Raw genomic sequence first — 25,613 nt, 5'->3', positions numbered from 1 at the left:
TCATTATCAACAACAAGCTCAATGAGCGCTCGATGGCTCTGCCACGGGACGCCGTGACCACTTGATTCATTTTTCGTTTGGCCGCGTCTGGCGGCCGGTCCTGCTGGAGCGACCCAATGAGCGAGAGCGCTTTCTCCAATCGCATCGTGCAAAACCTGCTCGACACCGATCTGTACAAACTGAGCATGATGCAGGCGGTGTTGCACAACTACCCCAACGTCGACGTTGAGTGGGAATTTCGCTGCCGAAACGGTGAGGACCTGCGTCCCTATCTGGGTGAAATCCAGCAACAAATCCAGAAGCTGTGCGAGCTGTCACTAGCGGCTCCTGAGCTGAATTTCCTGGAACGCATCAACTTCATGAAGCCCGACTTCCTGAGGTTTCTCGGCCTGTTCCGCTTCAACACACGCTACGTGAAAACTACTATTGAAAATGATGAGCTGTGTATTCGCCTGCAAGGGCCATGGCTGCATGTGATCCTTTTCGAAGTGCCGGTGCTGGCGATTGTGAGTGAAGTGCGCAACCGCCACCGCCACCCCGAAATCCTGCTCAGCCAAGCGCGGGATCAGCTGTATCGCAAGTTCGACTGGCTGACCGCCAATGCCAAGGCTGACGAGCTGGCTGAACTCAAGGTCGCTGACTTTGGCACCCGTCGTCGTTTTTCTTATCGCGTTCAGGAAGAAGTCGTCGACGTACTCAAGCGCGACTTCCCTGGCCAGTTCGTCGGCACCAGTAATGTGCAACTGGCACGCAAATTTGACCTGAAACCGTTAGGCACCATGGCCCACGAATGGATCATGGCTCACCAGCAACTCGGCCCGCGCCTGATCGACAGTCAAAGCGCCGCGCTCGATTGCTGGGTGCACGAATACCGGGGATTGCTGGGGATCGCCCTGACGGACTGCATCACCACTGATGCTTTCCTGCAGGATTTCGATCTGTATTTCGCCAAACTGTTTGACGGTCTGCGCCATGACTCCGGTGATCCGGTGAAGTGGGCCGAAAAATGCATCTCGCATTACCAGAAGCTCGGCATTGATCCGATGAGCAAGACGCTGGTGTTCTCCGACGGCCTGACGTTGCCAAAGGCTCTGGAAATATTTCGCGCGTTGCGCGGTCGCATCAACGTGAGCTTCGGAATTGGCACTAACCTCACTGCAGACATACCGGGCGTCGACCCCATGAGTATCGTTCTGAAAATGACTGCCTGTGCCGGGCAACCCGTTGCGAAAATCTCCGACGAACCTGGCAAGACGCAATGCAAGGACCCCAACTTCGTCTCGTACCTGCGACATGTGTTCAAAGTGGCGGACTGATCCGCAAACAGAATCCGTCGCCCCCATCCTTACCAAGGAGTGAATCATGCAAGCCGTACAGCTCCAAATCGCCGAGCAGCTCAAGGTGCAACCGCCTTTCGCCGACGAAAACGCGCTTCAAGCCGAAGTCGCCCGGCGTATCGTTTTCATTCAGGACTGCCTGACCAACGCCCGGCTGAAAACGCTGGTGCTGGGCATCAGCGGCGGTGTGGATTCATTGACTGCCGGGCTGCTGGCTCAGCGCGCAGTTGAAGAGCTGCGCACCACTACCGGTGACGACAGCTATCAGTTCATCGCTGTGCGCTTGCCTTACCTTGTCCAGCATGACGAACACGAAGCTCAGGCTTCGGTGGATTTCATCAATCCGGATGTTCGTCACACCGTGAACATCGGCGGTGCGGTCAAGGCCATGGCGAGCGAGATCAAAGCGTTCGAAGGTAAAAATGCCAGCGCTGTGGACTTCGTACTCGGCAACACCAAAGCACGCATGCGCATGGTCGCGCAGTACACCATTGCCGGTGCCCATCAGGGTCTGGTGATCGGGACCGACCATGCAGCGGAAGCTGTGATGGGTTTCTTCACCAAGTTCGGCGACGGCGCGTGCGATCTCGCCCCCCTGAGCGGGCTGGTGAAGAATCAGGTTCGCGCGATCGCCCGTCACTTTGGAGCGCCGGAATCGCTGGTCGAGAAAGTCCCGACCGCTGACCTTGAAGACCTGGTGCCCGGCAAACCGGACGAAGCATCACACGGCGTGACTTACGCCGAGATTGACGCCTTCCTTCACGGTGAGCCTGTGCGTGAAGAAGCGTTCAAGATCATTTGTGAGACCTACGCCAAGACCCAGCACAAGCGGGAATTGCCGTACGCGCCTTGATGTAGATTAGGTTCCTGTAGGAGTGAACTTGTTCGCGAAGCGTTTCACCTGACACATCGCCTCGCCAACAAGTTAGCTCCTATCAAACAGCATGCAATCTACTGGATTGAAATGCATTTTCTGTAGGAGCTGCCGAAGGCTGCGAAGCGTTTCTCCTGATACACCGCGATCGCAGCCTTCGGCAGCTCCTACAGATCCTATGTTTGCCGCGAGACAGCGCGGGGCCATGGACACCGGAATGCGAAGGTAACGCTTACTTCAGTGTTACCGTGCCTTTCATCATGCCGATATGGCCTGGGAACGAGCAGAAAAAGCCGTACTTCTCAGCCGGATCCAGCTTCGACACATCAAAGGTCACCGAATCCTTCTCGCCAGCGCCAATCACTTTGGTGTGCGCGATGATGCGAGCGTCGCCGTCCTTCAAATAATCCTTTTCAATACCTGCACCCAAACCATCAGTCGCAATCGGCTGCATGTCAGCCTCTTTGCTCAACACCCAGTTATGGCCCATGACATTCTTGGGCAGGCTACCGGAGTGGGTCAGATTTACGGTGAACGTCTTGCAGCTTTTATCGATTTCAACGGCCTTGGTGTTGAAGGACATTTGATCAGTGGAATCAACGTCTACGCTGCACTCTGCCGCCAGCAAATGGCCGCTGGCCAATGTCAGCAGGGATACAGCAACAAGCTTGCGAATCATGGGGAATCTCCAAGGCTGGGTATTTTGTTTATTCCGGCAAAGACTGCCTGATATGGCGTCAGGTTCCAATGACCTGCGTCAACAAGGCTCAGTGGCAGTTGGCTATCGGGGTCATCGAGACAATCAAAGAGCTGGCGATCAGCGCCGCGTGCAAGATGCCTCATCGCCACTTTCAGGATGACCATCATGCAGCTCAACAGCTTTTTCCGTAGTTTGCTCGCCGCTTACGCATGCGGTGCCACTGGTAGCAGCGCTGAGGAATCAAACCCGTTTTGATAACGATTGAGTAACAAAAAACTGGTGTCTGGAATTAAGGCTTTGGACCAGAGGACGCACAACGCCGTGTGCCCGACGCCGTTCTCAGGCAGAATGGCCGCATTTCCAGCATGAAACAGAGGATCGCCCATGGCTAAACCTAACTACTCCTTCGCGAAACGTCAGCGAGATCTGGCCAAAGAGCAGAAGAAAGAGGAAAAGCTACAGCGCAAAAACGCTGCCTTGGCCGAAACCAGTGCTGAAGGCGAGACCGAAGCGACTGAAGCGACCGATGAAGCTGCGCCAGTAGAACAGACCAGCACTGACGACAAGCCAGCCAGCTGAAGCAAGACAGCGAGTCCGTCGGTAGTCCGACGGACCGCAGCTTATCCCTGACACACTGCTATTTCATTGTGGGAGCGAATTTATTCGCGAAGGGGATCGACCAGAAACATATCAGCGTCTGACACAGCGCTTTCGCGAATAAATTCGCTCCCACAGGTTTTGGAAGCTCTTTCAAACCTCAATCGGCATCACCGTCACCCGTACTTCGGGGTCGTGACTGCCACCCCCCAGAATTACTCCGCGTAACGGCGAAACGTCTGAAAAGTCCCGCCCCCAGGCCAGACTGATGTGCTCAAGCGCAGGCTGCACGTTATTGGTCGGGTCGAAGTCCACCCAACCCAGTACCGGACAAAACACCGACACCCAGGCATGGGACGCATCCGCGCCGATCAGCCGTGGTTGACCCGGTGGTGGCTGGGTCAACAAATAACCACTGATGTATCGAGCCGACAAACCACGTGAGCGCAAGCACGCCAGCATCAGGTGGGCAAAGTCCTGGCAGACGCCACGACGGCGTTCCAGCACCTCGACCAGTGGCGTCGCCACTTGGGTTGCTTCACTGTCAAACGTGAACTCGGTGAAGATCTTCTCCATCAATGCCTGCACGCACCACATCAACGGCTGACTCGGCACAAAGCAATCTGCCGAGAACTCGATGAACGACTGCTTCAAATGCACGTAAGGCGATTCGAAACGATAGCGACAGGCTTCCATGATGTCCGCTGACATCGGCCGGGCGTTGTAGGTCATGATGCTGCGAGTCATTTCCCACGCAGGCGAATGATCGAAATTAAGCGGCGAGCGTTCAAGGACTTCGACCTGCAGGCGCGCATTCACTTCCAGTTCATCATGAGGCCGCTCAAATGCCAGCCGGGTCAGCGGGTTGCCGAACACGTCGAACTCATCCCGGCGAATCGTCGGGATCGGGCTGACCAGTAACTGCTGCTCGGTGCAGCGCTGCCAGGGATTGGGTCGCGGCCACAGGTGCGCCAACTGCTGGGCCAGCGAAACCGGGCTGTCGTATTTGTAATGCGTGTCGTGAAAAATCTGGTAACGGGCGCTCATCAGACGGACACCGTACGTTGGCTGATATCGTCGACGTGGGCGAAGTGACGTAAGGCGAGGCGATCAGAAACCTGCCCGCTGGCATCTCCAATGCTATGCAACATGTCCGCAAGCCCTTCCAGCACGGCCTTGATACTGCTGTCACCAAACAAGGGATTCTCCAGACAACCCAGATCGAAACTCGACAGGCGTCGAACCAGCGTCCCAAGACTGGCATCGCGAGGCGCACCGAACTCTTCGTTCAGATGATTCAGGGATTTGGACACCAGCTTGAGCTGGAACAGCACCGCGTGAGGGTTCTGATCGTCCAGCAACAGCAGGTCCAGGACCGGGATCAACTGCGGCACGGCCAGGTATCGCGAGCGATAGGTAATGCTGCTGTTGCCCAGTTCCAGCAGCCACTCCAGACCGGCCTGATCGGTCACGGCCGCGCTGCGCAGAAACGCCGACAGGCTGTTGCTGAGAAACTTCAGCCGCTCGATACGACGACCGATCATCAGGAAGCGCCAGCCTTCGTCACGGGTCATGTCATCCAGGGCAAAACCGGATAACGCTGCCAGCGACATGACCAGCCGGTTGAGGAAGTCCAACAGCTCGCCGAAATCTGGATCCTTGCTGTCCAGGCTAGTCGCTTCACGCTGCAGTTCGACCAGCGCCTGCCAGTTTTCCCGAGACAACTTGCCACGCACTTGCGAGGCGGCCCACTGCAAACGCTGCAGATTGGCGCGCAGGCTGAACGGCCACTCTTCGCCGAGAAGGGCCGCGAGAAGCCGCTCAGGCAATGTTCCGCCCTCTTCCTCATCAGGCAGTAAGTTCAGACGTTCACCCAGTTCCACGGCCGCCTCGAGCGCTTCAGGATCGTCGCCGTCCACATAACGGGTGAGCATGATGCGCAGCAGGCGCGCACTGTTGTCGCAACGTTCACAATAACGACCGAACCAGAACAGGTTCTCCACCACGCGGGACGGCAAATACGGATCGCGACGAATCAGGTCGTGCACGCCCAACGTGCGCTGGCCTTTCCAGGGCTCGCCGGTTTGCGACAGCTCGCCCAGCACCCAGGTGTCTTTGCTCGCACCGCCGCGCTGCATCGAAACCACATCGGCATCAGCTTCGGCGGCAACGCGAGTCAAACCGCCCGGCAGAACTCGATAACCTTCAGAACTGGCCATGGCATACACACGCATACCAATGGCACGAGGCTGCAACTGCTGACCATCGGACTGCCAGATCGGCGCGTGAGACAGCTGCGCCAGTTCCTGAGCCACGTAGGCGTAGGGTCTGGCCTGCATGCGCTGGGCGAGTGCTTCGCGTTGTGCCTTGTTCAAATCCCGGCCAAACACCGGCGAAAAACTTTGCGAAGGGAACGCCGGTTTGATCAGCAAATCTGGCAGCTTCTCTAGCGCCTGAGCCAGCACGGGCGGCTCGCCGCACCACCAGGTCGCCACGGACGGCAGGATCAAGTCCTCGCCAAACAGGTGCTGACAAATCTTCGGTAAAAAGCCCAGCAGGCCCGGCGACTCCAGCACACCGCTGCCCAACGCGTTGGCAACCAGTACTTTGCCCTGACGCACCGCTTCCAGAAGGCCCGGCACGCCAAGCGCGGAATCGGTGCGCAGCTCCAGCGGGTCGCAGAAATCATCGTCCAGGCGACGCATGATCGCGTGCACCCGACGCAGGCCACTGAGGGTTTTCAGATACACCGTCGCGTCCCGCACCGTGAGGTCGCCACCTTCGACCAGTGGATAACCCAACTGACGCGCCAGATACAGATGCTCGAAATAGCTTTCGTTGAAGCGCCCCGGGGTCAACAGCACGATCAGCGGCGTTTCGTTATTGGCCGGCGCCTGACGCGCCAGGGTTTCCTGCAATGCACGGAAAAAACCGGACAGGTGCTGAACCCGCAAATCCCGATAGGTTTCCGGGAAAGCACGGGACACGATCTGGCGGTTTTCCAGTGCATAACCAGCGCCTGACGGCGCCTGGGTACGATCAGCCGTTACCCACCAGCGACCATCCGGGGTACGCGCCAAATCCACTGCGTACATATGCAGAAATGCGCCTTCCGGCGGAGTGATGCCCTGGCACGGCCAGAGAAAATTGTTGTGACCAAACACCAGTTCGGCGGGCAGCAGGCCTTGGGCGATCAGGGTTTGCGGACCATACAGGTCAGCCAGTACCGCATTGAGCACTTTGGCCCGTTGCGCAATGCCCGCCGCAACCTGTTGCCATTCTTCGGCAGGAATCAGGTGCGGTAGCAGATCCAGCTCCCACGGACGGTCCGCGCCCTTGGGGTCGGCGTAGACGTTGTAGGTGACGCCATTTTCCTGAATCTGCCGGGCCAACAGGGCCTGCCGTTGAATCAATTGCGCGGGAGTGCTGCGTTGCAGTTGCTCATACATGCGCTGCCAATGAGGGCGAACAGCTCCATCGGCATCAAGCATTTCGTGATAGGTACCCGCAAACACAGGGTAATGGTCAAGCAAGTCGCGCATGGAAGGCTCGGCAGAGACTAAAAATTTCAGAGTAGCGCAGTCGGATGTCAGCTGAGGGTCGACTGCGTTTTATGCAAAAAAGGATTCCCTGTAGGAGCTCACCGAGGTTACGAGGCCAGCGATGGCGGCGTATCAGACAAACCGCTATCGCTGGCCTCGTAACCTCGGTGAGCTCCTACAGTCCAATGTTGCCGCGAAACAGCGCGGAGCAATGGATACTGGGGCAGCAGCTCCTACCTGTTTCTTATTTATGCAGACGCATATCCAGCGTCATTGGCAGTTCATCGTTAACGCTCAGCAGTGGCACTTCCAGTTTGCCGGGGGTGTGACCGATCCTGAAGAACCGCGCCAGACGGCGGCTTTCCGCTTCGTTGGCGTTGACTGGCAGGGTTTCGTAATTGCGCCCACCAGGATGCGCGACATGATACTCGCAGCCGCCCAGTGAGCGCTGCATCCATGTATCAACCAGATCGAAGACCAGCGGTGCATGCACCGGAATGGTCGGTTGCAGACAATTGGCAGGTTGCCAGGCCCGATAACGCACACCGGCAACAAATTCGCCAACCCGCCCGGTGGGCTGCAACGGTATCGCAATGCCATTACAGGTCAATACATACCGTTTCGGCGGAAGGCCATTAATCTTGACCTGCAAGCGCTCCAGCGAAGAATCCACGTAACGCACAGCGCCGCCGGCCGAACCCTCCTCGCCCAGCACGTGCCACGGTTCCAGCGCCTGACGCAATTCCAGCTCGATGCCGCTGACTGCATAATCGCCAACCTTGGGGAAGCGGAACTCCAGATGCGCCGCAAACCACTCGGCGCGTACCGGATAACCGGCACTGTTCAACTCTTCGATCACGTCCGCAAAGTCTTGCTCGATGAAGTGCGGCAGCATGAACCGGTCATGCAGCTCAGTACCCCATCGGGCCAGCTTGGCCGGTGCATACGGCTCGCGCCAGAACCGCGCGACCAGCGCACGCAGCAACAGTTGCTGAGCCAGGCTCATCCGCGCATGCGGCGGCATTTCGAAGGCACGCAGCTCCAAAAGCCCCAAACGGCCAGTGGCACCGTCCGGGGAATAGAGCTTGTCGATACAGAACTCGGCCCGGTGGGTGTTGCCGGTGACATCAATCAGCAAATTACGCAGCAACCGGTCAACGACCCAGGGCGCTACTTCTTCACCGGGTTTGGGCATCTGCGCGAAGGCAATTTCCAGCTCGTACAGGGAGTCGTTACGCGCCTCATCGACCCGTGGTGCCTGGGAAGTCGGGCCAATGAACAGCCCGGAAAACAGGTACGACAGCGACGGATGGTTGTGCCAGTAGCTGAGCAGGCTGCGCAGTACATCAGGACGGCGCAGGAACGGCGAATCCCCGGGCGTCGCGCCACCCAGTACGAAGTGGTTGCCGCCGCCGGTACCGGTGTGACGGCCGTCGATCATGAATTTTTCGGTGGTCAGTCGCGTCAGACGCGCCTGTTCGTAGAGAAACTCGGTGCGCTCCACCAACTCGTCCCAGGATGCGGACGGCTGTACGTTGACTTCAATGACTCCCGGATCAGGCGTGATACGGAAATTCGCCAGACGCGGATCACTCGGGGGCTCATAGCCTTCAAGCAGAATCGGGCAGTTCAGCTCTTCGGCGCTGGCTTCGATGGCCGACACCAACTCCAGGTAATACTCGAGTTTTTCCAGCGGCGGCATGAACACATACAAACGCCCTTCCCGCGCTTCGGCACAGAGCGCCGTGCGGGTCAGCCAGTCGGCCGACTCGTCGATCTTCGGCATACGTTCAGCGTTGGCGTCCAGCTGTTCTGTTAGCCCGGTAAGTTGCGCCTGAACTTGCCCGTCATCTGGCAGCTCGGGGAAATCCTGATTGAAGTCGGTGGGGTGAATGAACGGATATTCCGCCGCCTTGACCCAGGGTTGCGATGCCAACGGCAAACGATAGCCCAGCGCCGAATCACCCGGCACCAGACGGCAATGGGTATCCCGCAGATACCAGCGACCACTCTGCCAGCGATCACCGTCGACGGAGCGCGCCAAGGGCAGGACCTGACCGATAACCTTGTCCAGCCCTTGAGCAAACACCTTGCGCAGTCGCGCACGCTCGAGTTCGTCACTGAGACGTGAGTCTTCGGCACTGACGTTGGCAGGCAGTGCGCCCTCACGCCACAGGTAATAGAAATTGTCTTCGTAGGCAGGGAACACAAAACGCGTCGGCACTTTCAGCCGCTCAGCGACGCTGGCCAGGAACTTCCCGGCCAGTTCGCCCGTTGCGCCGTAGCTTTCGGTTTCGTCGGCGATCAACGCATTGTTGTGCCACACAGGCTGCCCGTCTTTGCGCCAGAAGCAATTGAGCGACCAGCGCGGCAACTGCTCGCCCGGGTACCACTTGCCCTGACCAAAGTGCACGATACTCAGCGGCGCATAGTGTTTGCGCATGCGCTGGAACAACTCAGCCGACAGGGCGCGCTTTTTCGGCCCCAGCGCAGCGGTGTTCCACTCGGCACCGTCGCGATCATCAATGGAGACAAACGTGGGCTCGCCCCCCATGGTCAGTCGCACATCGTTGTCAGTCAGGTCGCGGTCGATCTGATGGCCCAGCGCTTGAATCTCGGCCCACTGTTCTTCGGTGTAAGGCTTGGTAACACGAGGCGCTTCCCAAATGCGCTCCACCGACATTTCATGACTGAACTCGGTTTCACAGGGCTCAACCAGACCACTGATCGGCGCTGCCGACGAAGGCTCCGGGCTGCACGCCAGAGGAATATGCCCCTCCCCCGCGAACAGGCCGGACGTCGCATCAAGCCCCACCCAGCCTGCGCCCGGCAGATACACCTCACACCAGGCGTGCAGGTCAGTGAAATCGACATCGGTACCGGATGGCCCATCAAGCGCTTCAACGTCAGCCTTGAGCTGAATCAAATAGCCGGACACGAAACGCGCGGCCATGCCCAGATGACGCAGCAGCTGCACGAGCAACCATGCCGAGTCGCGGCAGGAGCCGGAAGCATTTTCCAGCGTGAATTCCGGGGTTTGTACGCCGGGCTCCATACGGATCAGGTAATCGATGTCCTGACTCAGGCGCTGGTTGAGCCCGACCAGGAAGTCGATGGCAGGTAATGGCGTGCGGTCGATGCTGGCCAGATAGTTGGCAAACTTTGGCGTCAGCGGAAGTTTTTCAAGGTACGGCGCCAGTTCGCGCTGCTCTTCGCTGGCATAGAAGAACGGGATCTTCTCGGCATAAGGCTCGAGGAAGAAGTCGAACGGGTTGAAGACCGCCATTTCGGCGACCAGATCGACTTCAACACGCAGCTCGTTGGTCTTTTCCGGAAAGACCAGACGCGCAAGGTAGTTGCCTTGAGGGTCTTGCTGCCAGTTGATGAAGTGATTTTCAGGCAGGACTTTCAGTGAATACGACAAAACCCGGGTGCGGCTGTGGGCCGCAGGACGCAGGCGGACAATCTGCGGACCCAGTTCAACCGCTCGTTCGTAGCGGTAATGCGTGACGTGGTGCAAGGCAATGTGAATCGACACGGCGTGCCTCCTGCGAGCCTGGACGGTAATGGAACCGCGCAAGACTTATGCCATCCGGGCAAATACGGCGGTTCCTCGATGGCGAGGCAGAACCAGGCACTATTAAAGCGCCTACCGTGCCCCGCGGTGCAAGCGTTGCACAGAAATAAGGCACAGGGAGGGAAAATTTGTGAACGAGCTGGCGGACAGTCGAGGGGGCTGAGCAGATTGTGATCAGCTGTGGCGGCGAATTCATTTACGACAGCGGGACTACTGAAATCAGTTACGTCTGACGTGGTGCTTTGTGAATGAATTCGCTGCCACTGGGAGCCGGCGGAGAAACAGTGAGGATATTAAACTGTAGCGTGAGTTAGAAATTCGCGTGAGTAGACTCTTAGTAGCTGTAGTGAACAGCTATTGAATCTTCACCAGCGGGAGTTCCCTGGTTTTGTCCGCCACTCACCAAATGCTTAATAGTAATTCTCGCAAATCTGTCAAAACTATGGTGATTAAAAGCCTCAATCGAGCCTGAAGAGTTCTTGGAAATTTCTTCGCACTGGTCGTAACCAGCTCTTCCTGGCCGGGTATAACATATCTGAACGCTCTCACCTGTATTATTCGGATAGTAGGTACTAGTCCAATTTATGCTCTCCAAGCGTTTCGGTAAATAACGTTGACTTCTGGGAAAATCCATAGTCATCATCGTAAACTGGGACAGACCAACGCCAGCTTTGGCGACCACAATCCGGTCAGGCACTTTAGACTTTGTAATGACATCCTCTGCTGCGAACGTATTGGCTGACAAAGTCAAAAGTGTGATTGCTATAATTTTCTTCACGAGTCATTCCTTGAGTGTGGTGCTTAATACCCCAAGCTTACTCAACAGTCCAGGCCGCGCGACATACATATATATTAAATAAAAGACCAATCAGAGGCATCGCTGCGCTCAATACGGCGCGACCAAGTGATTCGCGCCGTTGTAAGCCGAGGATCGGTGCGAGCCCTACATTTCGCCAAGCCGATCCCATAGACTGCCAAGCCAACCCGGCTCTCTTGGGTGAAGATCATTGCCGGGCCATTCGCGTAATATCTCCAGCCCCGCCCTGGTCCTCACAAGCTCCAGATGGGGTCGAACTGTTTTATCGTCCCCCTCCCCCGAATCCCCCCTCAGTGCTCGACCTTTCTCTGTCAGACGCAAAACTCCCCCCTCACTGACGACATATTGAACGAAATTCGCCATCCTGACCGTACTGGAGGTCGTCATTACGTAGTACCCCTCCCCTGACCTGGGCACATAGCTAGAGAACGTGCTCTCCACAGGAGCTGCTGTATTAGATTCATCAGAGAACTTCGTCACGACATGTTCCATGAATTCAAAATAACCCAAGTTCACCAACGCGCCAGAGGCTGGAGTCAGCGCATATCGTAAAAAATCCGGATCGAGCCGTGTGCTATTTATAGCGGCGCCATTCAATATACGCGACGCGACAACTGCATCTTCTTCTGGAAAAGCAACCGTCAACTTCCAACCCTGGAGATCGTAATTGCACTTGTTAAAATCCGACTTGAAATGCCCATACATCCGATAATGCCCAAGAGAACGAGCGACCCCATCAACATATTCCATATCAACATCTTCACCTTGAGCATAAGCATAGATATCAGAAAGCAGCCCGCGATCTTCTTTCGTGAGGTACTCACATTCGTTACGGGCGAGGTCCCCAAATTTTAAACCTTTGGACGCATCCGCGATGGCGGGCTCGCGCACTCCGAACAAGCGCTCCACCATTAACTGGCGGCCCACCTTATTTGCTTGAGTAGCAGCTACATCAACTTGAGACGGGGGAACAACTTTCGGCTGCTCGCTCAACCTCAATGCTTGAGTAAAGGCCAGCTCGGGAAGTGATTGTTGAATCACCTCCAGAGGGTTCGCTGCGTCCATTACGCTTAGCGACATCTTGCTGCCCGAATAGAGCTCAATCTTCTGCTGCAAATCGACGGCATAACCAACCGGATACTGGCTTTGCTCAATGGGTGCCAGTGACTTGAAATGAGAGAGCGCTTCATTAAAAAAGCCGGTCATTTTCCCGGTGGTGTCGTACTCAAGCAGCGCGTGCTGGGTCGCATTCTGCCGCCAGCGCTGTTCCAGACTGGAGGACTCTTGCAGGGCCGCCGCACGCTCTGCGAAGGGAAAATCACCACCTTCGTCATACGCAATCAAAGCCAACTGATCTCGGGGCATACCTTGAAAAGGGTTGGCAAACGTATTGGCTTGCTTAACTTGATGAGTACCGCCCAATAGCTCGTCGAGCAATTGCGACGCCTTTTGCCCAAGTGCCTGCGGGTCGAGCGAGGCATCCCTGGCCTGGGCACGCGAAGCAGCCGCGCTAATCTGACGAGCGAGGACTGAAACCGAGCTACCGGTGCTAGCCTGATCGGTCACCTCGTCAGCAACTATGTTTGCTGTGGCTGAGGGCCTGCTGTCCAGAGTTGAGATGAAACCCTGAGCTCTCACTGAATTGTTATTGATAATGAGCACCGCGATCTCCCTGACTTAGGCGGCTAGCAACGCTAGCGCTTCTGTTGAAGAAACCGAGGATAGGCTCAGGCCGCCCTACTGGATGTAGGACCAACTGCGTCGTCGCGTGGGAATAGTCTTGATTTGATTTCAGTGCGCGGCAGACGGGTTGTTATTTGGAGGAAAACCAGCGCGACAGTCAGTCTCCAGCACGAGTCGGCGCCCTTTATCCGCGTTAGAAACAAGCTCATACCGCAAAAAACAGACAGATTGCGCCTTATCAGACCATTCCCTTCAGTACAGGAAATGCTTGCACGGACGCTCACGGAGACTAGCGGGCTGATTAAGCGGACTCACGAATGGCCCGAATTTCCACGAGCTTTGTACGCATCTCTCGCTGAGCCCGACTATTGATTATAAGCAGGCCAAGCATGGGGGATATCAGCGCCAGCGCATAAATGACTTTGTGAGGACTGTATTGAATCATCGGGAGCACAAACAGTACGCACATAACGTGGATGCCTATCATCACCCGTACCCAGGACGGCCGCCCCCGCAGAATCATGAAGTTACTGTGGACGGTCACTAGCGTTAGCGCAGCCCCAGTGAACATGATCCCCTTGCCAGAGCCATCTGCAATGGGCTTGTCGGAAAAGTAAGTTACGAAGGCAAGCGCAGTGGCGAAAGCCAACGAAAAGTAAGCGGCGAAGATCCCGGCGATGAACGTCAAAAAGTAATGCCTGAAAAAATCGCGCAGCGTCATTAACTGACTCATTCGGCCATTTCCTCGTACAGCCCCACCGCGATGGTTTTGACATTCCCTGAATATGCGCTTCCTGTGAATCCTACCGCGGCTCCCAAGACGTCTTTAATCTGGGTGATTGTGCTGTGCTTGAGCTGAGTAGGGGTAAAGCGTTTGGCCAGCTCCCCGGACATCTGCTTGAGCGCGAGCATCTTGGCAGTTAATCGAGGATCATTAATGCTCAGCAGTTCTTTGGTGAGCCTTGCCCGTTCCTGGCGGTTCAACCCGCGAAGGATCTCACGCAGACTCTTGCCGGTAGATGCTTTGGCAGCGGTGATGAGCCTTACCGTCGTAAGAGCCGAAGTACCCACACCAACCAGCGATGTGGCGTCGAGAAGTATTGATGCGTTCTGATACCACGCCTCACTGTTGAGCCAATCATTTACCTCCGGCTTGGCGATTTCGAGCGCTGTTCGGGTAATTCCATTGACACACTGGAGCCCACTTGCGCCCGCCGCCGCGTATCCAATCACAACGACGGCGGAGCTAGCGCCAGCACTGAAGGGCACCAGAATTGTTCCACTGGCAATGGCCGCCCAACTGAGGATCGCACCCAAGCACGAGAGACCGGTGTTTACCGCCTCGCCAATCAGCCTGGACTCCCGGGGATTACTGACCACTTGCTCGGCGAATTGAGATGGCGCTATGTACTTCTGAGCCTCGCGCAAAATGATGCGCTTGGGCTTGATACTGCAGATGGGTTTGAACTCACGCAATGTCAGGATATTGAAGTCGGCATCGATGTACACCACACCAGCACCAACAACACCGGGGTCGGCATCGATGGCGGCAAACAGCCGCGGCAGGTTTATCTGGCTTTCGACACGCTGGCGCGCCATGAACTGAGCACGATTGGAGTCCATGCCGAAGCCCAGAGGGAGGCTACTCATACTTACTCTTCCTTGAAGTGAAACCTTTGATACGTACACGATCAGTTCGCAAAATCGTGAACAACTATGCGGGCACTCTTCAGACTGTATCGCTCCAGCTTTTAGCGGGCCAGATGGATATCTTTCTGCAACTGCTGATAGGTAACACCTTGAACGCAGGCTACACAACCGCCAGACAGCCAAACGCCAGCACGAAGCTGGCGTTTGGCAAGTTCAACTGAAGATCAGCGCGGAACAACCGGCTTACGCTTGGGCGGCTTGGGGCCTTTGCCTTTCGCAGCATCCATACGTTCTTTAGCGGCCTGCCTGTTGCGCGCCTCGGCGGCGGCCTTGGCTTGCTCGCGTTTGTCCCAGGGTTTGCTGCCATCGCTGCCCCGAGGTGGCAAGCCGGTGTGCTGGGTGAGGATCCGCGTGGTTTCCTTGGCGACCTTGTGGCTGCCAGCGGGTGTCGAGTTTTTACGTCGGGCACTCTGGTAGCTGTCGGTAGTTGGCTGATGCAGCGGGATCAGTTGATCCTTGCCCGAACCAATAAGGTCGGCGCGGCCCATACGGGTCAGTGCCTCACGCAGCATTGGCCAGCCTTTCGGGTCGTGATAGCGCAGGAACGCCTTGTGCAGACGGCGTTGCTCTTCGCTTTTCACGATGGTCACTGCATCGCTCTTGTAGGTGACCTTGCGCAGCGGGTTTTTGCCCGAGTGGTACATGGCAGTCGCAGTGGCCATCGGCGATGGATAGAACGCCTGCACCTGATCCGCGCGGAAACCGTTGCCCTTGAGCCACAACGCCAGGTTCATCATGTCTTCATCGGTAGTGCCTGGGTGGGCCGCGATGAAGTACGGAATCAGGTACTGCTCTTTGCCCGCTTCCTTAGAATACTTCTCGAACATGCGCTTGAACTTGTCATAGCTGCCAATGCCCGGTTTCATCATCTGGTTGAGCGGACCTTCCTCGGTGTGTTCCGGGGCGATCTTCAGGTAACCACCCACATGGTGAGTCACCAGCTCTTTAACGTACTCCGGCGACTCGACCGCGAGGTCATAGCGCAAGCCGGAAGCAATCAGAATTTTCTTCACGCCCGGCAACGCACGAGCGCTGCGATACAGCTGAATCAACGAAGAGTGATCGGTGTTCAGGTTGGGGCAGATGCCTGGGAACACGCAGGACGGCTTGCGGCACGCGGATTCGATTTCCGGGCTCTTGCAGGCAATGCGGTACATGTTCGCAGTCGGGCCGCCGAGGTCGGAAATCACCCCGGTGAAACCTGGCACCTTGTCACGAATCTCTTCGATCTCGCGAATGATCGACTCTTCAGAACGGTTCTGAATGATCCGGCCCTCGTGCTCGGTGATCGAGCAGAAAGTACAGCCACCGAAACAGCCACGCATGATGTTTACGGAGAAACGGATCATGTCGTAGGCCGGAATCTTTTCCTTGCCGTACGCAGGATGCGGAATACGTGCGTAGGGCATGCCGAACACGTAGTCCATCTCTTCAGTGGTCATGGGAATCGGTGGCGGGTTGAACCAGACATCGACTTCGCCGTGCTTCTGAACCAGCGCACGGGCATTACCCGGGTTTGTTTCCAGGTGCAGTACGCGGTTGGCGTGGGCGTAGAGAACCGCATCGGCACGCACTTTTTCCACAGAAGGCAAACGGATGACCGTTTTGTCACGGGTCATGCGCGGGCTGGCCAGGATCTGCACGACCTTGGCTTCGTTCGGATCTTCAACCGGACCTTTTTCCTGCTCGATGGCGCAGGCCTGAGTGTCCTGGGTATTCACATACGGGTTGATGATCTTGTCGATCTTGCCCGGACGGTCGATGCGGGTGGAGTCGACTTCGTACCAGTCTTTAGGCGTGTCACGGCGGATGAACGCCGTGCCGCGCACATCGGTAATGTCTTCGATTTTGTGGCCGTAGGACAGACGCTGAGCCACTTCGACAATGGCGCGCTCGGCGTTGCCGTACAGGAGAATGTCGGCGGCGGCGTCGATGAGGATCGAGTTGCGGACCTTGTCCTGCCAGTAATCGTAATGGGCGATGCGGCGCAGCGAGGCTTCGATGCCACCCAGCACGATAGGCACGTGCTTGTAGGCTTCCTTGCAACGCTGGCTATAAACCAGGCTGGCGCGGTCCGGACGCTTGCCCGCCATGCCACCTGGTGTGTAGGCATCGTCGGAACGGATTTTCTTGTCCGCGGTGTAGCGGTTGATCATCGAGTCCATGTTGCCTGCAGCGACACCGAAGAACAGGTTCGGCTCGCCGAGCTTCATGAAATCGTCTTTGGACTGCCAGTTCGGCTGGGCAATAATCCCGACGCGGAAGCCCTGAGACTCCAGCAGCCGGCCGATGATTGCCATGCCAAACGACGGGTGATCGACGTACGCATCACCGGTCACGATGATGATGTCGCAGGAATCCCAGCCAAGCTGATCCATTTCTTCCCGGCTCATGGGCAGGAAAGGCGCAGGCCCGAAACATTCGGCCCAGTACTTCGGATAGTCAAATAACGGCTTGGCTGCTTGCATGTTGGAACCTACGTTTGCACGTTGGAAAAATCGCGGGCGCGGAATATAGCACAAATTTTGATCAAGTCCGACGGCAATGGTCGGAATTGAGTTACTGATGGCGGTACTGCCCAGTACCTGTGGGAGCTGAGCTTGCTCGCGATGAACGATGACGCGGTATGGCCATGAAACCGAGTCGCCAGTATCGCGGGCAAGCCCGGCTCCCACAGGGATTTGCGACCGCCCTGAGACGGTTATCTGTGGGAGATTCTATGTTGGCCTGCAAAGGTGATCCCGATGGGAGCGAATTCATTCGCGAATGCGTCTTGTCAGGCGACAGAAGTATTGAATACTGCCGGCCCTTTCCCGAATAAATTCGGTCCCACAGGTTTTGCATAAGCTTGAGATGCACCGCTACCACGTAAAACAGTCACCGCATGTTATTCGTCGTCGAAGTTATAACTGCCCGGTGCGAGGTTTTCAAAGCGGGTGTACTTGCCGATGAACGCAAGCCGGGTGGTACCAATAGGCCCGTTACGCTGCTTGCCGATGATGATTTCAGCGATGCCCTTGTGCTCGGTTTCCGGGTGATACACCTCGTCCCGGTAAACAAACATGATCACGTCAGCATCCTGCTCGATCGCTCCGGATTCCCGCAAGTCGGAGTTGATCGGGCGCTTGTTCGGACGTTGCTCCAAAGATCGGTTGAGCTGCGAAAGGGCAACCACCGGGCAGTTGAATTCCTTGGCGAGGGCTTTCAACGAGCGGGAAATCTCGGAAATCTCGTTGGTCCGGTTATCACCACCTGAACCGGGGATCTGCATCAACTGCAGGTAGTCGATCATGATCAGGGCAATGTCGCCGTGTTCACGCACCAGACGCCGTGTCCGGGCGCGCATTTCCGACGGACTGATACCGGCCGTATCGTCGATGAACAGCTTGCGCTCGTTGAGCAGATTGACCGCCGACGTCAGGCGTGGCCAATCGTCGTCTTCCAGGCGACCGGCACGGACCTTGGTCTGGTCGATGCGACCCAGCGAAGACAGCATACGCATGATCAGCGATTCACCTGGCATCTCAAGCGAGTAAACCAGCACCGCTTTGTCGCTGCGTAAAACGGCGTTTTCCACCAGGTTCATGGCGAAAGTGGTTTTACCCATGGACGGACGACCGGCGACGATGATCAAGTCGGACGGTTGCAGGCCGCTGGTCTTCTCATCCAGGTCGGTATAACCGGTAGACAGGCCGGTAATCGCGTTGTCAGTGTTGAACAGGGTATCGATACGGTCGATGGCCTTGGTCAACAGGTCGGTCACGCTAACCGGGCCACCGGTCTTCGGACGCGCTTCGGCAATCTGGAAAATCTGCCGCTCGGCTTCGTCGAGGATCTCAGCAGCGTTGCGCCCTTCCGGATTGAACGCGCTGTCGGCGATTTCCGTGCTGATGCCGATCAGTTGACGCAGCGTCGCCCGTTCACGGACGATTTGCGCATAGGCCTTGATGTTGGCAACCGACGGAATGTTTTTCGCCAGTTCGCTGAGGTAACCCAGCCCGCCAACCTGCGAGGTCTGGCCTTCTTTTTCCAGCTGCTCGGCCAGCGTGACCACGTCGATGGGCTGGTTCTGGTCAGCCAGACGGGCGATGGCGCGAAAAATCAAACGGTGGTCATGTCGATAGAAATCGCCATCCGACACCTGATCGAGCACGCGCTCCCAGGCGTTGTTGTCCAGCATCAGACCACCGAGTACGGCCTGTTCGGCCTCGATGGAATGCGGCGGCACCTTCAGCGCGGCGGTTTGCAGATCATATTGCTCAGGGGCGGAGATATCGTTCATGACCACTCAGAATCAGGGGTTGTGAAAAATCAGGTTTTGTAAAAACCAAGGGTACAGAAAGACAAAGGGCACGACCTGTAAACAGGATCGTGCCCGATGTTAATCCTCTAGCGAGCAAGTCGCCAGACGATTACGTACTGCTTAAGCAGCCACCACAACAACGCGAACGGTTGCTTCTACGTCGCTGTGCAGGTGCACGGCTACGTCGAATTCGCCAACGTTACGGATGGTGCCGTTCGGCAGACGAACTTCGCTTTTTGCAACTTCAACGCCAGAGGCGGTCAGTGCATCAGCGATGTCGTGGGTGCCGATCGAACCGAACAGCTTGCCTTCGTCACCAGCAGTGGCAGTGATAGTCACTTCCAGCTCAGCCAGTTGGGCAGCGCGAGTTTCGGCAGAAGCTTTTTTGTCTGCAGCCAGTTTTTCCAGCTCGGCACGACGCTCTTCGAACGCAGCAATGTTAGCAGCGGTCGCAGCGGTAGCTTTGCCGTAAGGCAGCAGGTAGTTACGACCGTAACCGGCCTTAACATTTACTTTGTCGCCCAGGTTGCCCAGGTTCGCGACTTTTTCCAGAAGGATCAGTTGCATGTGAAAATCCTCTTAACTTTTAACCTTCACCGTTCGCGCTATCGGAGTCTTTCGATCCCAGACGACCGCGAAAATCAATCAGGCTGTCGACAATGGCAATAACCACGAGCAACGGACCTATCAGGTGCATGAATGGCACCAGCGTGACGTACATCCCCACCAGCCAGAAACTGGCCAGTTTTTTCTGCGCCACCAGCCCGTGAATCAGGGCTAGCCCGGCGAAGGCCAACGGTATGCTCAACAACGGCAACAAAATCAACATCTGTACGCCAAGCATCGGCCCTACAAACATCGCTGCCAGCAACGATAACGCCAGTCCTTTCGGGATTCTGATCTGACGAAACTCGCGACCAAAACCACCGGGGTTGTACAACAACGCCTGCCAATAGCGCCCAAGAATCAGGCACAACACACTGAAAACCTGAAGCGTAACCGCCATCGAACCGATGATCAGGGGTGGAATCAGTGAAGCGAAGGTAACTCGCTGGTCGGCCGAGAGTTTCTCGTAGACCTCACCGAAAGCCTGAGGCATGAGTTTCTCGAACTCCTGACTCAAACTGTCAACCATGGGACTGAAAACCGTTCCAAAGCTCACTGCACACAACAACCCGACTACCACGCTGACCAGCAGCGCGCGATTCCAGGTGTGGCCTGCGCGTAAAACCAGCGACAGACCACAAGCCCCAAGCAACACTAAAAGTGCACCGGGATCTTTCTGGAAGTACCAGCAAACCAACGCTGAAAGCACTCCCACACCAATGACGCCAATGGCGTCCGAACCGCGCCGCAGTAGCACAAGGCTAGCTGCAGCGGCACCCACACAGTACAACAACGGCAATGCCGCAAATCCGGCCACAACCAGCATGGCCTGCAAGCGTCCCCGCATGATGAATTCAGCCAAGGCGCGCATGCATTAGATCCTTACTACTTTGTCGACTGCCCGGTCTCAGCGGCCGTGGCTGTCGGTGTAGGCCAGCAGGGCCAGGAAGCGGGCACGCTTGATAGCGGTGGCCAGCTGACGCTGATAACGTGCTTTGGTACCAGTGATACGGCTTGGAACGATTTTGCCGGTCTCGGATACGTATGCTTTCAGAGTGTTGAGATCTTTGTAATCGATCTCTTTCACGTCTTCAGCGGTGAAGCGGCAGAATTTACGACGACGGAAGAAACGTGCCATGTGATTGGCTCCTTAAAAGGTCCGTGGATTACTCGTCAGCGTTATCGCTGTTGTCGCTGTCATCACCATCAACGCCATCGGCGCTGTCGGAGTGCTCAGGACGGTCGCGACGCTCACGGCGCTCACTGCGGTTTTCTTCAGCCTTGAGCATCTCGGACTGGCCAGTTACGGCTTCGTCACGACGGATGACCAGGTTACGGATCACTGCATCGTTGTAGCGGAAGTTGTCTTCCAGCTCGGCCAGAGCCTTGCCAGTGCACTCAACGTTCAGCATCACGTAGTGAGCCTTGTGAACATTGTTGATTGCGTAAGCCAGTTGACGACGGCCCCAATCTTCCAGACGGTGGATTTTGCCGCCGTCTTCTTCGATCAGCTTGGTGTAACGCTCTACCATGCCGCCGACTTGCTCGCTTTGATCCGGGTGGACCAAAAAGATGATTTCGTAATGACGCATGAATGCTCCTTACGGGTTGTAGCCTGCCGCCAATAAGCGGTCAGACAAGGAGTGAATGACACTGTTAGTCTTACTCAGGGACAGGCACATGAGCGCCTGCCGTGACAGCAAGGGGCGCAATTGTAGAGAAGGGGATGAAGAGGCGCAAGGCAATTGGTGAATATTTGAGCAATTACCATAAACCACCGCAGGAGGTGCCAAAGGCTGCGAAGGTCCGATGGACCCTCGTCGCGATTGAAGGCCAATCGCAGCCTGCGGCAGCTCTCCTGCGGGGATATTACTTCTTGGTTCCCGCCGCCTTTACGTTGCGCTGACGCAACGCTTCAAACAGGCAAACGCCGGTTGCAACCGAGACGTTCAGGCTGCTGACGCTACCCGCCATCGGCAGGCGCACCAGGTAATCGCAGTGCTCACGCGTCAGACGGCGCATGCCTTTGCCCTCAGCACCCATGATCAGGATGGTCGGGCCCGTGAGGTCTTGCTGATACAACTCCTGCTCAGCCTCCCCCGCAGTACCGACAACCCACAGGCCGCGCTGCTGGAGTTTCTCCAGGGTTCGCGCGAGGTTGGTCACGGCAACCAACGGGATCACTTCAGCCGCGCCGCAAGCCACTTTACGCACTGCTGGCGTCAGGGTTGCAGACTTGTCTTTGGGCACGACCACCGCCAGCGCTCCGGCAGCATCGGCAGTGCGCAGGCATGCGCCGAGGTTGTGCGGATCGGTTACACCGTCAAGCACCAGAATCAACGGCGCGCCTTCGGTACGATCCAGCAACTCATCGAGCATTGCCTCGCCCCAGACCTGACTAGGACTGACTTCCGCAACAACGCCCTGATGCACCCCCTCGACCCATGCGTCCATCTCACGCCGCTCGGCCTGACCGATCGACACGCGATTTTCACCAGCCAGCGCAACCAGCACCTGCACACGAGGATCATTACGACCCTCGGCCAGCCAGATTTGCTTGACCCGCTTGGGGTGGTGACGCAGTAGCGCTTCTACGGCATGCACGCCGTAGATTTTTTCCAACGAACTCATGACTTGGCCTTAGGCTTGCGCGCCCCGCCGCTTTTCGCGGCTGGAGCAGAACCCGCTTTCGGCGGGCCTTTACGGTGTTTGCTAGGTTTAGCAGGTCTGTCCGATGATGGCGCAGAACCGGCTTTACCGGACTTTCCCGACGATGCCTTGCTACCACCCTTCGCTTCAGCCAACAGAGCCTGTTTCAGTTCGCGACTTTTGCGCACTTCAGCGTTTTTCGCGGCTGCATCACTAGGCCGGTAGGCCTCTGGCTCAGCGCTGGCCTTGGCTTTAGCCTTGGCCGGACGCTTGCTCGGTGCGCGCTCTGAAGCAGCGGCTTTTTCAACTGGCTGCGGCTCTGCACCGCGACGCTTGCGGCCAATTGGGGCGCTGATGGTTTTCTCGGCCATCTCGAAGTCGATCTTGCGCTCATCCAGATCAACGCGCATGACGCGCACTTCAACGGTATCGCCCAAGCGGAAGCTACGACCGGTACGCTCGCCCGCCAGGCGGTGATGCAGCGGATCGAAGTGATAATAATCGCCCGGCAAAGCAGTGACGTGCACCAGACCTTCGACATAGATATCAGTCAGTTCTACAAATAGACCAAAACCAGTCACAGCGGTGATCACACCAGGGAAAGATTCGCCTACGCGGTCTTTCATGAACTCACACTTGAGCCAATTGACCACGTCACGCGTAGCTTCATCGGCGCGGCGCTCGTTCATCGAACACTGTTCGCCCAACTGTTCGAGAATGGCATCGTCATACGGATAGATACGAGCTTTCGGGATTACCGCGGCGCCCGCTCGGCGCACGTGCGGGGTGTCCTGCTTCGAGCGGATCACACTGCGGATTGCGCGGTGAGTCAGCAGGTCCGGATAACGACGAATCGGCGAGGTAAAGTGGGTATACGCCTCGTAATTCAGACCGAAGTGGCCGTTATTGTCAGAGCTGTAAACCGCCTGACTCAACGAACGCAGCATGACGGTCTGAATCAGGTGATAGTCCGGACGATCACGTACGGTTTCCAGCAACGCCTGATAATCCTTCGGAGTTGGACCGTCCTTGCCTTTGTGAAGAGACAGACCCAGCTCACCCAGGAACGCACGGAGTTTTTCCAGACGCTCAGGCGGCGGGCCATCGTGCACGCGGTAAAGCGCAGGAATTTCGTGCTTCTTGAGGAACTCGGCAGTGGCGACGTTAGCAGCCAGCATGCATTCCTCGATCAGCTTGTGAGCATCGTTACGCGTAGTCGGGCGGATTTCAGCGATTTTGCGCTCGGTCCCGAAGATGATGCGGGTTTCCTGTGTTTCAAAATCGATAGCGCCACGCACATGACGAGCACCGAGCAACACCTTGTACAGCGCATAAAGCTGCTTCAGGTGCGGCAGCACGTCAGGGTATTCGCCACGCAACTGGCGAGCGTCGCTGCTTTTCGGCTGTTCCAGCATGGTACTGACCTTGTTGTAGGTCAGACGCGCATGGGAGTGGATGACAGCTTCATAGAACACGTAATCAGTCATCTCGCCGGTTTTGGAGATGGTCATCTCACAAACCATGGCCAGACGATCAACGTGCGGATTCAGCGAGCACAAGCCGTTGGAAAGCTGCTCAGGCAGCATTGGCACAACCCGCTCGGGGAAGTAAACCGAGGTGCCACGCACCTGCGACTCGGCGTCCAGAGCAGAGCCGATCTTCACGTAGCTCGACACGTCAGCGATAGCGACGTAGAGCTTCCAGCCACCCGAGAACAGACGCAATTTGCCGGGCTTGGCTTCGCAATAAACAGCGTCATCGAAGTCGCGAGCATCTTCACCGTCGATGGTGACGAACGGCAGATGGCGCAGGTCGACGCGATTTTCTTTGTCTTTTTCTTCCACTTCCGGCTTGAGTTTGGCGGCTTCTTTAAGCACGGCCTCTGGCCAGACGTGAGGAATATCGTAGGTACGCAGCGCGACATCGATTTCCATGCCGGGCGCCATGTAGTTGCCTACGACCTCGACAATATCGCCCTGAGGCTGGAAGCGCGGCGTTGGCCAGTGGGTGATTTTCACCTCGACGAACTGACCGATCTTCGCGTTGTTATTGCGACCGGGAGTAACCAGCACTTCCTGCTGAATTTTTGGATTGTCAGGAATGACAAAACCAATGCCGCTCTCTTCGAAGTATCGGCCGACCACGGACTCGTGGGCGCGGGAAATAACTTCGACGATCACGCCTTCGCGGCGACCGCGGCGGTCCAGACCGGAAACGCGCGCTAAAGCACGGTCACCGTCGAACACCAGACGCATCTGGGCCGGACTCATGAACAGGTCATCGCTGCCATCGTCAGGGACCAGGAAGCCGAAACCATCACGATGCCCGGAGATTCGCCCCAGGATCAGGTCCAGCTTGTCCACCGGGGCATAGGTGCCACGACGGGTGTAGATCAACTGAGCGTCGCGCTCCATTGCTCGCAAACGGCGGCGCAGGGCTTCGAACTGATCTTCAGTTGTCAGGCCAAATTCTTCCACCAGCTGCTCACGGCTCGCAGGCGAACCGCGATCGGAGAGGTGAGCCAGAATCAATTCACGGCTGGGGATAGGGTTTTCATATTTTTCCGCTTCACGAGCGGCCTCGGGATCGAGGGACTGCCAATCGGCCATTAGATAGTTTTCACCTTGTCTATATGGGGGCTAGTTTGGCATACACCTATTGAAACGGGAAATTTCACACTCGAACATCGCCTGAAAAACCCGTGACCGGATGCAAAAAAGCCTTCAAATACACCGCCTGCGAATTTTTTCAAATATTTTAACCACTGGGGGTTTACAGTGCAAAAGGCGCTCCGTATAGTGCGCGCCATCGACAGGTAGACGCTTGTCGATATTGCCCAGATGGTGAAATTGGTAGACACGCCAGCTTCAGGTGCTGGTGACCGCAAGGTCGTGGAAGTTCGAGTCTTCTTCTGGGCACCAATTCAGAGCAGCAGATTAAATCTGATGACTCTCCCAAAAACCCGCGAAAGCGGGTTTTTGCATTTCAGGGTTTAGGTTTTGTGCTTTTGATTATTGCGTCTGTTGCCGATTTTGTTTGCCTCAGCGGAAAAACCATTTATTAAAACCAAAACAGGGGTTTACAGATCAAAACCCGCTCCGTATAGTGCGCTCCATCAACGGCGTGCAACGCTGCTGATGCTGCCCAGATGGTGAAATTGGTAGACACGCCAGCTTCAGGTGCTGGTGACCGCAAGGTCGTGGAAGTTCGAGTCTTCT

Annotated in this window: 20 protein-coding genes and 1 tRNA gene; 5 read left to right on the top strand and 16 right to left on the bottom strand. The window is 56.6% G+C overall.

What is annotated here, in order from left to right; all coding sequences use genetic code 11:
• Positions 1-116 precede the first annotated feature (116 nt).
• Positions 117-1,316, top strand: a complete 1,200-nt coding sequence (gene pncB, locus RX972_RS05955) for a nicotinate phosphoribosyltransferase (RefSeq protein ID WP_122708730.1) — start codon at positions 117-119, stop codon at positions 1,314-1,316.
• A 46-nt stretch (positions 1,317-1,362) separates the two neighbouring features.
• Positions 1,363-2,190: an ammonia-dependent NAD(+) synthetase gene (gene nadE / locus RX972_RS05950; RefSeq protein ID WP_027902389.1), complete on the top strand. Its 828-nt coding sequence runs from the start codon at positions 1,363-1,365 to the stop codon at positions 2,188-2,190.
• A 253-nt stretch (positions 2,191-2,443) separates the two neighbouring features.
• Here nadE and azu read toward each other — a convergent pair whose 3' ends face one another.
• Entirely contained in the window at positions 2,444-2,890 is a 447-nt protein-coding gene (gene azu, locus RX972_RS05945; RefSeq protein ID WP_231677817.1) for an azurin, read from the bottom strand.
• Between the two features lie 68 nt (positions 2,891-2,958).
• Here azu and RX972_RS05940 point away from each other — a divergent pair, with 68 nt between their 5' ends.
• Together RX972_RS05940 and RX972_RS05935 are read left to right on the top strand one after the other, a co-directional pair.
• Complete coding sequence (locus RX972_RS05940; protein ID WP_164706274.1) at positions 2,959-3,102, top strand: hypothetical protein; 144 nt, start codon at positions 2,959-2,961, stop codon at positions 3,100-3,102.
• 193 nt (positions 3,103-3,295) lie between these two features.
• Entirely contained in the window at positions 3,296-3,490 is a 195-nt protein-coding gene (locus tag RX972_RS05935) for a hypothetical protein (RefSeq protein WP_027902387.1), read from the top strand.
• A gap of 171 nt (positions 3,491-3,661) precedes the next feature.
• Here the strand turns inward: RX972_RS05935 and RX972_RS05930 are convergent, their stop codons facing one another.
• From RX972_RS05930 to rnr, 15 genes are all read right to left on the bottom strand, one after another.
• Positions 3,662-4,555 carry a transglutaminase family protein gene (locus tag RX972_RS05930; RefSeq protein ID WP_231671072.1) on the bottom strand — a complete coding sequence of 298 codons (894 nt, stop codon included), beginning with the start codon at positions 4,553-4,555 and terminating at the stop codon, positions 3,662-3,664.
• The gene (locus RX972_RS05925) at positions 4,555-7,050 is read right to left on the bottom strand and encodes a circularly permuted type 2 ATP-grasp protein (protein WP_316873304.1); all 2,496 of its coding nucleotides are present in this window, start codon (positions 7,048-7,050) and stop codon (positions 4,555-4,557) included. Before RX972_RS05925 ends, RX972_RS05930 begins: the two co-directional genes overlap by 1 nt.
• A 244-nt stretch (positions 7,051-7,294) precedes the next feature.
• On the bottom strand, positions 7,295-10,588 hold the full coding sequence (locus tag RX972_RS05920; protein WP_122808435.1) for a DUF2126 domain-containing protein: 3,294 nt from the start codon (positions 10,586-10,588) through the stop codon (positions 7,295-7,297).
• Positions 10,589-10,961: 373 nt separating this feature from the next.
• Complete coding sequence (locus RX972_RS05915; protein WP_231677820.1) at positions 10,962-11,405, bottom strand: hypothetical protein; 444 nt, start codon at positions 11,403-11,405, stop codon at positions 10,962-10,964.
• A 165-nt stretch (positions 11,406-11,570) separates the two neighbouring features.
• Positions 11,571-13,106 carry a hypothetical protein gene (locus RX972_RS05910; protein ID WP_263270029.1) on the bottom strand — a complete coding sequence of 512 codons (1,536 nt, stop codon included), beginning with the start codon at positions 13,104-13,106 and terminating at the stop codon, positions 11,571-11,573.
• A gap of 322 nt (positions 13,107-13,428) precedes the next feature.
• Entirely contained in the window at positions 13,429-13,860 is a 432-nt protein-coding gene (locus RX972_RS05905; protein WP_255878039.1) for a hypothetical protein, read from the bottom strand.
• A complete protein-coding gene (locus RX972_RS05900) occupies positions 13,857-14,777 on the bottom strand; it encodes an NAD synthetase (protein WP_263270027.1) in 921 nt (306 codons plus the stop codon). Before RX972_RS05900 ends, RX972_RS05905 begins: the two co-directional genes overlap by 4 nt.
• Before the next feature lie 224 nt (positions 14,778-15,001).
• The gene (locus tag RX972_RS05895) at positions 15,002-17,305 is read right to left on the bottom strand and encodes a YgiQ family radical SAM protein (RefSeq protein WP_255885427.1); all 2,304 of its coding nucleotides are present in this window, start codon (positions 17,303-17,305) and stop codon (positions 15,002-15,004) included.
• A 419-nt stretch (positions 17,306-17,724) separates the two neighbouring features.
• A complete protein-coding gene (gene dnaB, locus RX972_RS05890) occupies positions 17,725-19,119 on the bottom strand; it encodes a replicative DNA helicase (RefSeq protein WP_027900433.1) in 1,395 nt (464 codons plus the stop codon).
• Positions 19,120-19,260: 141 nt separating this feature from the next.
• Positions 19,261-19,707 (bottom strand): 50S ribosomal protein L9, encoded by a 447-nt coding sequence (rplI, locus tag RX972_RS05885; RefSeq protein WP_020293665.1) that lies wholly within the window; start codon positions 19,705-19,707, stop codon positions 19,261-19,263.
• Positions 19,708-19,726: 19 nt separating this feature from the next.
• Complete coding sequence (locus RX972_RS05880; protein ID WP_027900434.1) at positions 19,727-20,617, bottom strand: hypothetical protein; 891 nt, start codon at positions 20,615-20,617, stop codon at positions 19,727-19,729.
• Between the two features lie 36 nt (positions 20,618-20,653).
• A complete protein-coding gene (rpsR, locus tag RX972_RS05875; RefSeq protein WP_002551829.1) occupies positions 20,654-20,884 on the bottom strand; it encodes a 30S ribosomal protein S18 in 231 nt (76 codons plus the stop codon).
• A gap of 28 nt (positions 20,885-20,912) precedes the next feature.
• Positions 20,913-21,338 (bottom strand): 30S ribosomal protein S6, encoded by a 426-nt coding sequence (gene rpsF / locus RX972_RS05870; protein WP_027900435.1) that lies wholly within the window; start codon positions 21,336-21,338, stop codon positions 20,913-20,915.
• Positions 21,339-21,615: 277 nt separating this feature from the next.
• Positions 21,616-22,377 (bottom strand): 23S rRNA (guanosine(2251)-2'-O)-methyltransferase RlmB, encoded by a 762-nt coding sequence (gene rlmB, locus RX972_RS05865; protein WP_027900436.1) that lies wholly within the window; start codon positions 22,375-22,377, stop codon positions 21,616-21,618.
• On the bottom strand, positions 22,374-25,004 hold the full coding sequence (gene rnr, locus RX972_RS05860; protein ID WP_099267772.1) for a ribonuclease R: 2,631 nt from the start codon (positions 25,002-25,004) through the stop codon (positions 22,374-22,376). The genes rlmB and rnr overlap by 4 nt, the downstream gene beginning before the upstream one ends.
• Positions 25,005-25,229: 225 nt before the next feature.
• On the opposite strand from rnr, the gene RX972_RS05855 reads away from it, so the two are divergent.
• Positions 25,230-25,316: transfer RNA gene (locus tag RX972_RS05855), tRNA-Leu, on the top strand.
• Positions 25,317-25,613 lie beyond the last annotated feature (297 nt).

The organism is Pseudomonas syringae group sp. J309-1 (assembly GCF_032582135.1).
Taxonomy (GTDB): domain Bacteria; phylum Pseudomonadota; class Gammaproteobacteria; order Pseudomonadales; family Pseudomonadaceae; genus Aquipseudomonas; species Aquipseudomonas quasicaspiana.
This window is presented reverse-complemented; position numbering and strand designations above follow the sequence as displayed.